The sequence below is a fragment of the Reyranella sp. genome (genome assembly GCF_004297405.1).
GTDB lineage: Bacteria > Pseudomonadota > Alphaproteobacteria > Reyranellales > Reyranellaceae > Reyranella.
Window position 1 is genome coordinate 1 of sequence record NZ_SCVC01000021.1, and the last position, 14503, is coordinate 14503.

The 14503-nt window shown below is 65.0% G+C and carries 13 protein-coding genes, 1 tRNA gene and 1 pseudogene; 6 read left to right on the top strand and 9 right to left on the bottom strand.

What is annotated here, in order from left to right; all coding sequences use genetic code 11:
- The 5 genes and pseudogenes from EPO50_RS13625 to EPO50_RS13645 form a co-directional block, all read right to left on the bottom strand.
- Positions 1-759 (bottom strand): annotated as a pseudogene (locus EPO50_RS13625) (glutamate synthase subunit alpha); the annotation flags it as partial.
- A gap of 24 nt (positions 760-783) precedes the next feature.
- Positions 784-1056, bottom strand: a complete 273-nt coding sequence (locus EPO50_RS13630) for a 4-oxalocrotonate tautomerase (protein WP_296344864.1) — start codon at positions 1054-1056, stop codon at positions 784-786.
- The gene (locus tag EPO50_RS13635) at positions 983-1594 is read right to left on the bottom strand and encodes a glutathione S-transferase family protein (RefSeq protein WP_296344866.1); all 612 of its coding nucleotides are present in this window, start codon (positions 1592-1594) and stop codon (positions 983-985) included. The genes EPO50_RS13630 and EPO50_RS13635 overlap by 74 nt, the downstream gene beginning before the upstream one ends.
- A 4-nt stretch (positions 1595-1598) precedes the next feature.
- Entirely contained in the window at positions 1599-3041 is a 1443-nt protein-coding gene (locus tag EPO50_RS13640; protein WP_296344867.1) for an NAD(P)-dependent oxidoreductase, read from the bottom strand.
- A 254-nt stretch (positions 3042-3295) separates the two neighbouring features.
- Positions 3296-4249 carry a complex I NDUFA9 subunit family protein gene (locus EPO50_RS13645; protein ID WP_296344870.1) on the bottom strand — a complete coding sequence of 318 codons (954 nt, stop codon included), beginning with the start codon at positions 4247-4249 and terminating at the stop codon, positions 3296-3298.
- A 101-nt stretch (positions 4250-4350) separates the two neighbouring features.
- Between EPO50_RS13645 and EPO50_RS13650 the strand changes: the two genes are divergently transcribed.
- The 4 genes from EPO50_RS13650 (at position 4351) to EPO50_RS13665 (ending at position 7281) form a co-directional block, all read left to right on the top strand.
- Positions 4351-4435, top strand: a tRNA-Leu gene (locus EPO50_RS13650).
- A gap of 26 nt (positions 4436-4461) precedes the next feature.
- Positions 4462-5073: a ribonuclease H-like domain-containing protein gene (locus EPO50_RS13655; RefSeq protein WP_296344871.1), complete on the top strand. Its 612-nt coding sequence runs from the start codon at positions 4462-4464 to the stop codon at positions 5071-5073.
- A gap of 82 nt (positions 5074-5155) precedes the next feature.
- The gene (rpoN, locus tag EPO50_RS13660) at positions 5156-6694 is read left to right on the top strand and encodes an RNA polymerase factor sigma-54 (protein WP_296344873.1); all 1539 of its coding nucleotides are present in this window, start codon (positions 5156-5158) and stop codon (positions 6692-6694) included.
- 116 nt (positions 6695-6810) lie between these two features.
- Entirely contained in the window at positions 6811-7281 is a 471-nt protein-coding gene (locus EPO50_RS13665; protein ID WP_296344875.1) for a PTS sugar transporter subunit IIA, read from the top strand.
- A 25-nt stretch (positions 7282-7306) separates the two neighbouring features.
- On the opposite strand, the gene EPO50_RS13670 is transcribed toward EPO50_RS13665, so the two are convergent.
- Entirely contained in the window at positions 7307-7528 is a 222-nt protein-coding gene (locus EPO50_RS13670) for a DUF1150 family protein (protein WP_296344877.1), read from the bottom strand.
- Between the two features lie 38 nt (positions 7529-7566).
- On the bottom strand, positions 7567-8031 hold the full coding sequence (locus tag EPO50_RS13675) for an Hsp20 family protein (RefSeq protein ID WP_296345793.1): 465 nt from the start codon (positions 8029-8031) through the stop codon (positions 7567-7569).
- Between the two features lie 263 nt (positions 8032-8294).
- On the opposite strand from EPO50_RS13675, the gene EPO50_RS13680 reads away from it, so the two are divergent.
- Complete coding sequence (locus EPO50_RS13680; RefSeq protein ID WP_296344879.1) at positions 8295-10022, top strand: heparinase II/III family protein; 1728 nt, start codon at positions 8295-8297, stop codon at positions 10020-10022.
- 40 nt (positions 10023-10062) lie between these two features.
- On the opposite strand, the gene trpS is transcribed toward EPO50_RS13680, so the two are convergent.
- Positions 10063-11163, bottom strand: a complete 1101-nt coding sequence (gene trpS, locus EPO50_RS13685) for a tryptophan--tRNA ligase (RefSeq protein ID WP_296344881.1) — start codon at positions 11161-11163, stop codon at positions 10063-10065.
- Positions 11164-11406: 243 nt separating this feature from the next.
- Between trpS and EPO50_RS13690 the strand changes: the two genes are divergently transcribed.
- Positions 11407-13197, top strand: coding sequence for a peptide ABC transporter substrate-binding protein (locus tag EPO50_RS13690; RefSeq protein ID WP_296344883.1), 1791 nt, complete (start codon positions 11407-11409; stop codon positions 13195-13197).
- A gap of 4 nt (positions 13198-13201) precedes the next feature.
- On the opposite strand, the gene EPO50_RS13695 is transcribed toward EPO50_RS13690, so the two are convergent.
- Entirely contained in the window at positions 13202-14485 is a 1284-nt protein-coding gene (locus tag EPO50_RS13695) for an MFS transporter (RefSeq protein WP_296344885.1), read from the bottom strand.
- Between the last annotated feature and the right edge of the window lie 18 nt (positions 14486-14503).

Sequence of the window (14503 nt, forward strand, 5' to 3'; positions counted from 1 at the left end):
GGTGTTGGTCGAATAGCGCTGATGGAAGATCGCGAAGCGCGAGACGAAGCGCTCGTCGAGCAGGTCGGGATAGAAGGCCGACAGATGCTCGGCGAGGAACATGCCCTTGTAGACGACCGAGCGGCACGAGAGCGAGCAGACGTAGAACTCGGCGATGTTCTCGGCGATCGCCGCCTTCTCCATGCGCCGGCGCAGGATGTAGAGCTGCTTCTCGAACTCGCGGTTGTCGAGCTTGGCATCGCCGCGGCCGATCAGGATCTGTTCGATCTCCGGCCGCGTCTCGTTGGCCTTGGCGCCGATGGAGGAAATATCGACCGGTACCTGGCGCCAGCCCAGGATCGTGTGACCGAAACGCAGGATCTCGGTCTCGACGATGGTGCGGCAGCGTTCCTGCGCGCCGAGATCGGTGCGCGGCAGGAACACCATGCCGACGGCGAGGCGGCCGACTTGCGGGAGCTCGCCGCTGGAGGCGCGGACATATTCCTTGAAGAAGTCCTGTGGGATTTCGACGTGGATGCCCGCGCCGTCGCCGGTCTTGCCGTCGGCGTCGACGGCGCCCCGGTGCCACACGGCCTTCAACGCATCGATGCCCGCCGCGACCACGTCGCGGCGTCGCTTGCCGTCCAGCGCCACGACCAGACCGACGCCGCAGGAGTCGATCTCCTGGGCGGGGTTGTAGCCGTAGGCGTCGGTCAGCTTGGCGGTCTCGTCCTGATAGTCGCGGACGAACTGCTTGGCATCAAAGGGACGTGCGGACATGACGTCGTATCCTGAAAAAGAGGTCTAGTCGGAGAACAGCTTGCCGGCTTCGGCCCAGTTCTCTTTCTTGATGTCGGTGAGGACGATCTGCACGGCGTCGGGCGTGCAGCCGAGCGCGCGGCAGGTGCCGTCGGTCAGCTCTTTCACCAGTTTTCGGCGCTGCTCGATCGTGCGGCCCTCGAACATCTGGACGTTGATCATCGGCATTGTCTTCTCCCTCGGTTCAATTCTTGTGGCTGATGGTGACGTGCTTCGGCTGGCCGGCGACCCGCGCCATCCAGGCGTTGATATTTGCATACTTCGACAGGTCGAACTCGCCCTCGTGCGCGACGTGCGTGTAGGCATAGAGCACGATGTCGGCGAGGCCGTAGCGATCGTCGACGAAGAAGCGGTGCGTCGCGAGATGCTTCTCCATGATGTCGAGCGCGGCATAGCCGCCCTTCATGCGGTTCGGCAGGTCCATCTCCTGCAGCGGTGAGAGCTTGGGTAGGTAGTGCTTCCAGAAGCGCGCCACGGCGACATAGGGCTCGTGGCTGTACTGCTCGAAGAACATCCACTGCAGCGTCTCGGCCCGCGCCTTGCGATCCTTGGGCGCGAGCGGCGTGCCGTCGGCGAGATACCAGATGATGGCACCGGACTCGGCCAGGAACGATCCGTCCTCGAGCTGCAGGGTCGGAATGCGGCCGTTGGGGTTGCGCGCCAGGAATTCCGGCGTGCGCGTCTCGCCCTTCAGGATGTCGCACTCGATGAGCTTGTAGGGCAGGTCGAGCGCGGCCAGCACGAGCCGCACTTTGTAGCCGTTGCCGGAGTCCATGTAGTCGTAGAGCGTCAGCATCTGCTCACTCCGCCGCGATGCGTTGCGCCGCTTGCACCTTGGTCGTCAGGTAGGAATGGATGCGCTCGGCGGCGTCGCGGCCATCGCGCACCGCCCACACCACCAGCGAAGCGCCGCGCACGATGTCGCCGGCGGCGAACACGCCGTCGAGATTGGTCATCATGCTGCGCCAATCGATCTTGAGCGTGCCCCAGCCGGTCACGCCGAGGTCGGGCGCGGCCAGCATCGCTGGCAGGTCTTCGGGATCGAAACCCAGTGCCATCAGCACGAGGTCGGCCTCGATGTTGAAGTGGCTGTTGGGAATCTCCTGCGGCATCTGGCGGCCCGAAGCGTCGGGCATGCCGAGATGGATGCGCACGGTGCGGACGTGGCTCACAGCGTCCTTGCCGAGGAAAGCCTGCGGGGTGGAGAGCCAGACGAACTCCACCCCTTCTTCTTCCGCGTGCTTCACCTCGCGCTGCGAGCCCGGCATGTTGGCGCGGTCGCGGCGATAGAGGCACTTCACGGACTTGGCGCCCTGGCGGACGGCGGTGCGCACGCAATCCATCGCCGTGTCGCCGCCACCGATCACCACGACATTCTTATCCTTGGCGTCGAGCAGGCCCGATTCGAACGCGGCAGTCATCTCGCCGAGACCGTGCCGGTTGGAGGTGGTGAGGTAGTCGAGTGCGGCAGCGATGCCGGTGAGGCCGACGCCGGGCGCGGCGATGTCGCGCGCCTTGTAGACGCCGGTCGCGACCAGCACGGCCTGATGGCGGTCGCGCAGCTCCTCGAGCGTGACATCGCGGCCGACTTCGCAGTTCAGGTGGAAGGTGACCTTGGAGTCGCGCAGGAGCTTCTCGCGACGCTGCACGATCTCCTTCTCGAGCTTGAAGTTCGGGATGCCGTAGATCAGCAGGCCGCCGACCCTGTCGTAGCGGTCGTAGACCGCGACCTGATAGCCCTTGCGGCGCAGTTGCTCGGCGGCGGCCAGGCCGGCGGGGCCTGCGCCGACGATGCCGATGCTCTCCGGCCGCTCGCGCCGCGGCTGGATCGGCTTCACCCAGCCGCGATCCCAGGCCGTGTCGGTGATGTACTTTTCGACCGAGCCAATGGTGACGGACTCGAAACCCTTCTCGATGACGCAGTTGCCTTCGCAGAGGCGGTCCTGCGGGCAGATGCGGCCGCAGATCTCCGGGAAGTTGTTGGTCGCCGAGGAGAGTTCGTAGGCCTCGTCGAGCCGGCCTTCCGCCGTGAGCTTCAGCCAGTCGGGGATGTTGTTGTGCAGCGGGCAGTGCACCTGACAGAAGGGCACGCCGCATTGCGAGCAGCGGGCAGCCTGTTCGGCTGCCTTGTCCCGGGCATAGCGCTCGTAGATCTCGTCGAAGTCGCGACGGCGCTCGGCAGCCGGCCGCTTGTCGGGCATGGCTTGTGGCGTTCCGACGAACTTCAGCATCCTTTCGGCCATCCCCGGCCTCCTCGGACAGATTGTGAAATTTTATTACGCAAGAAGCGCGCCGACCGCGCCTTTGCTGCGTTGTTGATCCGCTTAGACCATGTCAGCCAACAATAGTCAATAATACTGACCTATTATGAATCGTCCTCTGTCGCGAAAGTAAATCTAGCTCATTACGAGATTCGAACAGAGCGATTATATTTCCAATATGGGACTATTATTCCAAACCGAGCGGCATGCCCCAAAAAATCCAATAATTTCAGCTATTAAGCTGGCGCGTGATTGTTGTAGCGACCGCGGAGCCGATAGCGGTCGAGGTACATCGGCAGGATCGCCTCCGCTGCCGTCGGCTCGATCCCCAGCTCCGCCAGCCCAGGCGCTCCCGGTCGCGCGACATTGTCCGCCGTGAGCAGGCCCACCTGATCATAGGTAAGCGGCGGCACCGGCAGGAACTCGGCGAAGAAGCCCGCGATCTTCATCAAGCCGGCCGGCACGCCGACGATTGGCTTCTGTCGGTCGATCACGCGCAAGGTAAGCGCGGCAATCTCGCGATAGGTGTAGACGCGGGGCCCGCCCAGCTCGAACACGGTCTTGGCCGTCTCGGGACGTGCCAAGACAGCCGCAACGGCGCTGCCGACATCGCCCACGAACACCGGCTGCACCTTCGCCGAGCCGTCGCCGACGACCGGCAGGAACGGCGCTTGGGCGGCAATCTGCGCGATGCGATTGAACATCACGTCTTCCGGCCCGAACACGACGCTCGGCCGCAGGATCGTGGCGTTTCCGAAGCCCGAGATGATTGCGTCCTCGGCCTCGACCTTGGAGCGGACGTACTTGTTCGGTGAATTACGATGCTCCGCACCGACACCGGAAATATGCACCAGGCGCTGCACGCCCGCGGCGCGCGAGGCTTCGGCGATGGCGCGAGCACCGGCCACGTGGACCGACTGATAACGCTGACGACCACGTTGGAACGGAATGCCAGCGGCATTGACCACGGCCTGGCTGCCCGCAACGGCTGCCGCTACCGACGCAGGAACACGCAAGTTGGTGCGCATCACCGTTATCTGACCGACGTCGCCCGCCGTCTTGGTGCGCTCCGCCAGCTCGATGCGGCGGCAGGCCACGCGGACCAGCAGCCCCTCCTGCGCCAGTGCCCGCACGATGGCGCGGCCGACGAAGCCGCTGCCGCCAAAAACCGTGACCTGCTTGATGCTCATGGTGGTGCCTATAGCTCAATGGACAGAAGGCGCAAAGGCACTGTGGTTGACATCTGCGCGGCCTCGCCCTAACTCAGCGCCCGCACTAGCCCGCATGCCGTGCCCAGGTGGCGGAATTGGTAGACGCACTAGTTTCAGGTACTAGCGCCGAGAGGCGTGGAAGTTCGAGTCTTCTCCTGGGCACCATGCAGGGCAGTCGGGACACCCTATAGATGGCGATCAGTCTTCACCGCGGCGACCTTCCGGCGGATCTTTCGTTCGGATCGATCGTGGCCATCGACACCGAGACGATGGGCCTCAATCCGCATCGCGATCGGCTCTGTCTGGTTCAGCTTTCGGGAGGCGACGGCAACGCCCATCTCGTCCAGATCCCGCGTGGCCCCTACAAGGCGCCGCGGCTTGCGGCTTTGCTCGCTGATCCGAAGGTCCTGAAGCTCTTTCATTTCGGCCGATTCGACATCGCTGTCCTCGAGCATGCGCTCGGCGTGCGGTGTGAGCCGGTCTACTGCACCAAGATCGCGGCGCGGCTGGTGCGTACCTTCACCGACCGGTTCGGCCTCAAGGACCTGTGCCGCGAACTGCTGGGCGTCGACCTGTCCAAGCAGCAGCAGACGTCCGACTGGGGGGCAGACACCCTAACGGACGAGCAACTCGCTTATGCTGCGTCGGATGTCCTGCATCTGCATGCCCTCAAGGCAAGGCTCGATGCGCTCCTGGAGCGCGAGGGGCGGCGGGAGTTGGCCGAGGCGGCGTTCAAGTTCCTGCCTGTCCGCGCGCGGCTGGACGTGGCGGGCTGGCCGGAGACGGACATTTTCGCACACTGAAACAGGATCTGTGCTGACTTTGGCACGCTTCTTGCTCTAGACCTGTCATCGGGGGTCCGGTCGACCTCCGGGTGGGGGTCATATGCGTATCGGTCCGAGTCTCATCCTCACGTCACGCCAGGCCCTGGCGATGACTCCGCAGCTGCAGCAGGCGATCAAGCTGCTGCAATTTTCGCACCTGGAACTGGCCGCCTTCATCCAGCAGGAGCTCGAAAAGAACCCCCTGCTCCAGGAGGGCGCGGCCGAAGACGGACCGGTCGCCGAGATCGAGATGCCAACCCCTGAACCGGTCGGCGACACGGCAGAAGCGCTGGCCGCCGCGTCCCCGGCGCTGGCAGATGCCGATGACCGTTGGACCCGCGAACATGCAGATCGCGGCGGCGATGGCGCTGCAAGCCGCACCGCCGGCCGCGAGGATGCTCCCGATGCCCTGGACTTCGTCGCCGAGCGCCAGCGCTCGCTCGCCGTCCATGTGCTCGAACAGCTCGAACTCCTGTTCAAGGATCCGGTGGAGCGGCGCATCGCGCTGAAGCTCGCCGAAGGTCTCGACGATGCCGGCTACTGCCGCCTCGATGCGGCCGCCGTTGCCGAAGCCGTCGCGACCGACATCGCCGTCGTCGAGGTGATCTGGGCGCGATTGCGTCAGATGGAGCCGGCCGGCCTCTTCGCGCGCACCATTGCCGAGTGCCTCGGCGCCCAGCTCGCCGAGCGCAACCGCCTCGATCCGGCGATGCAAGCGCTGCTCGACAATCTCGACCTCGTGGCAGCTGGCGAACTTGGCCAGTTGCGCCGGCGGTGCGGCGTCGACGACGAGGATCTGCGCGACATGCTGGCCGAGCTGCGTACGCTCGATCCGCGTCCCGGCCAGGCTTTCACCTACGAGCCGATCCAGCCGGTAGCGCCCGATATCTATCTGCGTCCGGCGAAGGATCCCGAGACCGGCGAAGAAGGCTGGCACATCGAACTCAACACCGATGCGCTGCCCAAGGTGCTGGTCGATCGCCACTACCACGCGACTTTGATGAAGGGCGCGCGCGTCAAGACCGATCGCGATTTCGTCGCCGAGCGTTTCCAGTCGGCCAATTGGCTGGTGAAGACCCTAGAGCAGCGCGCCACGACCATCCTCAAGGTCGCCCGCGAGATCGTGCGCCAGCAGGACGGTTTCTTCCGTCATGGCGTCAGCGCGCTGAAGCCGTTGGTGCTGCGCGACATCGCCGTCGCCACCGAGCTGCACGAAAGTACGGTGAGCCGCGTCACTTCCAACAAGTACATCGCTACGCCGCGCGGCATCTTCGAGCTGAAGTACTTCTTCACGTCGGCGCTGCCGGCGCGTACGCCGGGCGTCGTCGTCTCATCGGAGTCGGTGCGGTCGCGCATCCGCCATCTCGTGGGCAGCGAGAACGCACGCCAGCCGCTGAGCGACGATCGCATCGTCGACTTGCTGAAGGGCGAGGGCATCGAGATCGCGCGCCGCACCGTCGCCAAGTATCGCGAAGCCATGCGCATTCCGTCGTCTTCCGAGCGTCGTCGGTTGGGCCGGCTGGGCATGAGCCGCCAGATGCCCTCGGCGATGCCGGGTGCAGCTCTCGCTGCCCAGGCGCTGACCGGTCCGGCCGACTGACACGAGGGTCTGCGGCCGTGCGAACCCTCCCTTGACCCGCCCGAGGGACACGCCTATAGGGGCGCACCCCTCGCAGGGCGAATCGAGTTCGTGCCCGCTAACCCTTTGGTGATATTGTGGAAATTGTCGATTTGCTGTCCGGCCCGGATGCCGTTCTGGCAAGCGTCAAGGCATCCGGCAAGAAAGCGCTCCTGGCCGAACTGGCCGCCCGCGCCGCCAATGTCTTCAAGATCGACGAACGCAAATTGTTCGACCGCCTGCTCGAGCGTGAGCGCTTGGGCTCGACCGGCATCGGTGGTGGCATCGCCATTCCGCACGGCCGGCTCGCCTCGGTTCCGAAGCCGGTCGGGCTGTTCGCACGCCTGGCCCACCCCGTCGATTTCGATGCGATCGACGAGCGTCCGGTCGATATCGTTTTCCTGCTCGTGACGCCCGAGGGCGCGGGCGCAGACCATCTCAAGGCGCTGGCCCGCGTTTCGCGGTTGCTGCGCGACCGCAGCCTCGTCGAGAAGCTGCGGGCGACCGACAAGGCCGAAGCGCTCTATGCGCTGTTGGTCGAGTCAGTCCAGGCGCAGAGCGCCGCCTAGGGCACTCTGCGCGCTGCGTCCGCTTTTAGTGAACCAGCGCGGGCTCGAGTTCGTGCTGGCGGATGAGCGCCTGGGCGATCTCCACTGAAGGCGCTGCGGCCATCGGCTTGCCGTCGGCGGAGAAGATGCCGATTGCGTGCGCGCCGTCAGGCAGGTTGATCGCCTTCACGTAGGCGATCTGCTCGGAGCCGAGACTGAGAAAGGCCTCTTCGGCGAGGGGTTTGAACACAACTTCGTTGTTTTCCATGGCTACCTCCTTGGCAGCAGTCAACGCGAGCCCGCCGTTCAGCGGCTGCCACGCGCGGTGATATCGATCGTATTGCTCGGCGCGGCGGCGTTGTTGCTGCCGGCGTCGATACGAATGGTGCGAATGCGCGGCTCCGAAACGGGGCGCACCAGGTCGATCGACAAGAGGCCATTGTCGAGACGGGCGCCTATCACTTCGATGCCATCGGCGAGCATGAAAGCCCGCTGGAACTGACGTGCGGCAATACCGCGGTGAAGATAAACCCGATCGCCTTCCTCGGCCTGCTTGCCGCGAACCATCAACTGGTTCTCGACCAACTCGATCACGAGGTCGTCGCTGGTGAACCCGGCCACGGCCAGCGTGATGCGCAGGCCATTTTCGCCGATCCGCTCGATATTATAGGGGGGATAGCCCTCGGCGTTCTTCGCTAGGCGGTCGAGCGTGCGCTCGAGCTGGTCAAAACCCAGCAGCAGGGGCGAGTTGAACATCGACACACGACTCATAGAGACCCTCCTCCGAGGAGCGAGCGGCAGGGAATCCATTAAGGCCTTCCCATTGTGTGAATCTGGGGAGCCGGCCGCCCGGTTCAAGGGCCAGCCTGAGGGTCGATTCTGCGGCTGGACTAGGGTTCCACACCCCATCGCCATAGCCTCCTAGGTGGGGTAAAATATCCGGAACCCCTCCACCGTCCGGGCAGGAGCGTCCGGGCCAAAGAACGAAACGAATGTCGCTGGTCGCCTCTGATACAAGACGGCCCGGGGAGCCTTTGGTTCCCGGAGCCCGTCCGATCCGTTCGGTTCAGGCCCGTCCCACGGCCAAATCGGCGGGTAAATCCGCCATCAAGGAAGGCCGCAAGCTCGGCCGCTGGTTCCTGGGCTCGTCTCTCTATTCCCTGACGCTCGGCTACAACTCGCCGCAAAGCTTCTTTGCCGTGGCGCCCGACGGCTGGCCCGGCGATCCGGCTTTGGGGCAGCGGTTGCTCATGGCGGGTGAATTTTCTGCCTGCAGCAGCGCCGGCACGGTCCTGCCCGATTCCGACGATCCGCCGTGGCAGCGCGCCGGCGCGTCGCCGCTGTGGCTCGATGCCCTGAACGGATTCGGCTGGCTGCGTGATCTGCGCGACAGCGGCGATGCGGCGGCCGGCCTGCTTGCCGCCCGGCTGGTCGACGACTGGACCAACAAGGAATGGCGCTGGTCGCCGGTGACGTGGAAGCGCGACGTGGTCGCCGCCCGCATCGTTGCCTGGATCCGCCACTACGAATGGATGGCTGCTGCCGCCGATCCCGGCTTCGCGGCGCGTTTCGTCTTCTCGATCGCCCGCCAGCGCGTCCATCTGCGTCGGGTCGCGCATCGCGGCATGATCGGCCATGAGGCCGTGGCCGTGCTGAAGGCGCTGATCTTCGCCGATCTCGCCTTCATCCGCGACGGCAAGCACTTCGAAAAGAGCCTGGAACAGTCGCTGACCCGGCTGGCGAAGTTCGTGAAGCGCTATGTGCTGCACGACGGCATCGTTTCCGAGCGTGCGCCGCATCTGCAGCTCACCGTGCTGCGCCATCTGCTCGATGTCCGCGCGGCGCTTGCCTCGGCCGAGCGTCGGGCGCCGGCCGAACTGGTGGCCGCGATCGATCGCATGGCGCCGATGCTGCGCTTCTTCCGCCATGGCGATGGCGGGCTCGCGCTGTTCAACGGCACCTGGGAAGGCGATCGCCGGATGATCGATCTCGTGCTGGCCCGTACGGGCTCGGGCGAGGCGGCGCCGGCCATGGCGCTGGTCAGCGGTTTTCAGCGGTTGGTTGCCGGCACTTCGCTGGTGATCGCCGACGCCGGCAGTCCGCCGGGCCGCGGCATGGACGGAATCGCCCATGCCGGCACGCTCTCCTTCGAGATGAGTGCAGCGCACGAGCGCCTGATCGTGAACTGCGGCACCTATCCCGGTGCGCCGCGCGACTGGCAGCACTTCATGCGTTACACGGCTGCACACAGCACCGCGGTCGTCGACGACACCAACTCGACGGAGATCACCAATCACGGTGCGCTGGAGTATCGCGCCGGGAACGTGCTGATCGATCGTGCCGACGATGCCGGCGCACAGTGGCTCGACATGTGCCACGACGGTTATCGCTCGCTCTACGGCATCATCCATCGCCGGAGGCTATGGCTGTCGCCCGACGGCGGTGATCTGCGCGGCGAGGATGCCTTCCTGGGCTACGACGGCCGGCCGATCACCGTGCCGGACCAGCGTTTCATCGTGCGCTTCCATCTGCATCCCACCGTCAAGGCGACCCTGGCGCAAAGCGGCCAGGCGGTGCTGATGCGCTTGCCGAGCGGCCGTGGCTGGCGGCTGCGTGCCTCGGGCGCCGGCATCGGCCTCGCCGAGAGCATCTATCTCGGCGAAGAAGGCCGCGTGCGCCGCACCGAACAGATCGTCCTGGTCGGCCAGGTGCCGGTCGAGGGCATCACCATAAAGTGGGCCCTGACGCGGATGGAAGGATAACGCCGGGCGCACCCGTTCCTGCGAAGGGGCGCTCCTCGTATCAGGGCTTCAGGAAGCCGACCGTCCTGTAGACCTCGTCCAGAATCGGCGCCGCCAGCGTGCGGGCCCGTTCGGCGCCGTTGCGCAGGATGCCATCGACGTGGCCGGGGTCCTTCATCAGCCGCTGCATCTCCGCGCCGATCGGGCCGAGCTTGGCGACGGCGAGTTCGGTCAGCGCCGCCTTGAACTCGGAGAACTGCTTGCCCGCGAAGGCGGCAACGGCTGCCTCCTTCTCCTGATCGGCGAGGGCGGCGTAGATGCCCAGCAGATTGTCGGCATCGGGCCGCTTTTCGGCATCGGCCAAGGTTTCCGGCATCGGCAGCGGATCGGTCTTGGCGCGACGGATCTTCTGGGCGATGGCATCGGCATCGTCGGTCAGGTTGATGCGCGAGTAGTCCGACGGATCGGACTTGCTCATCTTCTTGGTGCCGTCGCGCAGGCTCATCACGCGCGTGGTTGCGCCGAAGATCAGCGGCTCGGTCACCGGGAAGAAGTCCGGCACGGCGAAGTCGTTGTTGAACTTGATCGCGATGTCGCGCGTCAGCTCGAGATGTTGCTTCTGGTCCTCACCGACCGGCACATGCGTGGCCTTGTAGAGCAGGATATCGGCGGCCATCAGCGCGGGATAGGCGAACAGGCCCAGCGAGACATTCTCGCGGTCCTTGCCGGCCTTTTCCTTGAACTGAGTCATGCGGCTCATCCAGCCCATGCGTGCGACGCAGTTGAAGACCCAGGCGAGCTGCGCATGCCCCGGCACCATCGACTGGTTGAAGATGATGTGCTTGGAGCCGTCGACACCGGCGGCCAGGAAGGCCGAAGCGATCTCGCGGGTCTGGCTCACCAGTTCCTTGGGCTCCTGCCACTGGGTGATCGCGTGCTGGTCGACCACGCAGTAGATGCAATCATAGTCGTTCTGCAGGCGCGCGAAGTTGCGGATCGCGCCGAGATAATTGCCGAGATGGAGATTTCCCGTGGGCTGCACGCCGGAGAAGATCCGGCCCTTGAGACCGCGAGCGGCATAGGGCGCGAGGTGCGGATTGGGAGCAGCTGGGACAGCGAGGGCAGCAGCGCCGGGATTCGGACTCGTGGTCGCGTCAGGCATGGGTGTGGACTCCGCTCAAGGTCGAAAGCGCGAGGTTTGGACCATCGCGCACCCCGCCGGTGGAAGGCTGGGGGCGGGCGGGTATCGCGCAGACCGGCCCGCTAATCAAGCGAACTCCTGTCAGCTCTCGGTTCGACTGGCGTTGACGGCGACGGCCTGCACTGGTCCCATCCTCCTCGCACGCATCTTGCAGGATAGCAGGAGCGTCGGGGACGGATACGACAGCCTGGACGGAGGCATCCAATGGACGAGCGTGGCTTGCGTGGTCTGATCGACCAAGTGAAGACGGGCGGGATGTCCCGCCGTGCCTTCGTGCGGCGCATGGCGGTGGTGGGCTTCACGGCGCCGATGGCGACGCAGCTCCTCGCTCTGTCGGGCGTGGCGATGGCGGACAGCCGACCAGTCTACAAACCGACCAAGCGCGGCGGTGGCGGTCTGCTGAAGGTCTTGTGGTGGCAGGGCCCGACGCTTCTCAATCCGCACTTCGCCGTCGGCACCAAGGACCAGGACGGTTCGCGTCTCTTCTATGAGCCGCTGGCGGCCTGGGACCGCGAAGGCAATCTTCGGGCGAAGTTGGCCGCATCGATTCCGAGCCGGGAGGACGGCACGCTCGCCGCCGACGGCCGGTCGGTGATCTGGAAGATCAAGCAGGGTGTGACCTGGCACGACGGCAAGCCTCTCACCGCCGACGATGTCGTCTTCACCTGGGAATATTCCAGCAATCCCGCGACGGCGACCGTCAGCAGCGGCTCCTACAAGGATGTCGCGGTCGAGAAGATCGATAAATATACGGTGCTGGTGAAGTTCCAGAAGCCGACGCCGTTCTGGGCCGACACCTTCGTCGGCTGGGCGGGCTGCATCATTCCCAAGCATCTGTTCGGCGATTACATCGGCGCCAAGTCGCGCGACGCGCCGACCAATCTGAAGCCGGTCGGCACCGGTCCTTACCTCTTCAAGGATTTCAAGCCGGGCGATCTCATCACCGGCGAGATCAATCCCAACTATCACGAGCCCAACCGACCTCACTTCGACGCCATCGAGTTGAAGGGCGGCGGCGATGCCGTCTCGGCGGCGCGCGCGGTCCTGCAGACCGGGGAGTATCACTTCGCCTGGAACCTGCAGGTCGAGGACGAGATCCTCACCCGTCTCGAGAAGGGCGGCCGGGGTCGCGTGCTGGTGACCCACGGCGGCGGCATCGAGCATATGCAGCTCAACAACACCGACCCCTGGACGGAGGTCGATGGTGAACGGTCCAGTCTGAAGACCAAGCATCCGCTCCTGTCCGATCCGGCGGTGCGCCAGGCGCTTTCCCTGCTGATCGACAAGAAGTCGATCCAGGATCACATCTACGGCCGTATCGGGATTGCGACGGCGAACTACATCAACAATCCCGAACGCTTCCGGTCCAAGACAACCAGGTTCGAGTTCGATGTCGACAAGGCCAATGCCATTCTCGACAAGGCGGGCTGGGTGCGGGGAGCGGACGGCATCCGCGCCAAGGACGGCAAGAGGCTGAAGTTCGTCTACCAAACCTCGATCAACCAGCCACGCCAGAAGACGCAGGCGATCGTGAAGCAGGCCGCGCAAAAAACTGGCATAGAGATGGAGCTGAAGTCGGTGACGGCGTCGGTGTTCTTCTCGTCCGACGTGGCCAATCCCGACACCTACACGAAGTTCTACGCCGACCTGCAGGAATACAGCAACGGTATGAACGCGCCTGATCCCGAGGTCTTCCTGCGCCAGTTCTGTTCGTGGGAGGCGGCCACCAAGGAGAACAAGTGGCAGGGCCGCAACATCACGCGCTGGCAGAACCAGGAATACGACGACATCCACAAGGCCGCACAGGTCGAGCTCGACCCCGTCAAGCGCGCGGCGATGCTGATCAAGCTGAACGAGCTTGTGGTGAACAATGTCGTGGTCATCCCGATCGTGGCCCGCCCTCAAACGGTGGGGATGAACAATCAGCTCGTCGCCGAGATGAGCGGCTGGGACAACAACACCTGGGATATCGCCAACTGGTATCGCGACGGGTGATCGCCTAGGTCGGCTGCCGATCGCGGTCGGGATGATGGAACAGCAGCACGACCAGTACGGATGACAGGGCAAGGCCTGCCATCAGGAAGAAGCCGTCGGCGAAGGAGCCGCGCAGGCCCAGCACCCAGCCGGTGATGGCAGGCGCCAGGAAGCCCGCAACGGCGAAGCCGAAATCCATGATGCCGAGCGCTGTTGCCGCGCGCTGCGGCACGATGTCGACATTCACCGCATAGTAGGCGGCGTTGGCACCCATCGACGCCGCGACCGCCACTGTGATGCCCGCGATGGCGACGGTAAGGTCACTGGTGAGCGCCACGGGGATCACCGCAAGGGCCGCCACGAACTGGCTGCCGGCGATAAGGTAGGAGCGCGAGATGCGCAGGCTTCCGGTGGTCTTCAGGAGATAATCGGACCAGCGGCCGAGCGCCCAGAGCAGGAGGGCGGCCGAAAGCCAGGGCAGCACGGAGAACAGGCCGATGGCGGCGAGGTTCAGCCCATACTGCCTTTCCAGGTAGCTCGGCAGCCAGGTCATGAAGAAGAACAGGAAATAACCGAAGACGAAGAAGGCCCAGTAGTTCGCCAGCAGAGTCTTGTTGGTGAGCATGAGCTTCAGCACCGCAGCACTCGGCCAGGATTTCAGCGGCGCATGCGGAGCGGCAGAGGCGCCGGGATCGCTCTTGCGGATATGGGTGAGTTCGGATTTGTCGACGAAGCGTGAATCCGCCGGATCGTCACGGAAGAAGAAATACCAGAGCGGCACCCAGGCGATGGACAGCGTGAACAGCACGATGAAGGTGAGCCGCCAGTCGAGCCAGCCCAGCAGTTGAGTGACGATGGGGCCGCCGACGGCCAGCGCCAGCGGCACGGCCAGCAGGGTGTTGCCCAATGCGGTTGCCCGCTCGTGCGGTGACAGCCAGTGGCTGACGGCGCCGGTGAGGGCGGGAAAGTTGGGGCCCTCCGATATGCCGAGCAGCACGCGCGCGGCGTAGAGGACGGCGACGGTGGTCGCCAGCCCGGTCATGCCGATCGACAGGCTCCACAGGATCGCGGCGATCGTGAGCACCGCCCGCGCGCCGTAGCGGTCCACGGCGAAGCCGCCCAGCAGGGTGGTGATGGCATAGCCCAGACCAAAGGCGCCCAGCACGGCGCCGGTGGCTGCCGGCGACAAGCCGAGATCGCGCTGGATCATCGGGATTGCATAGGCGATGGCGGCGCGATCGACGTAGTTCACCACGGTGATCGCAAACAGCAGGAAGACGATGAACCACCGGAACCGCGTACGCGACATCTGCTTCTCCTTGTCCGA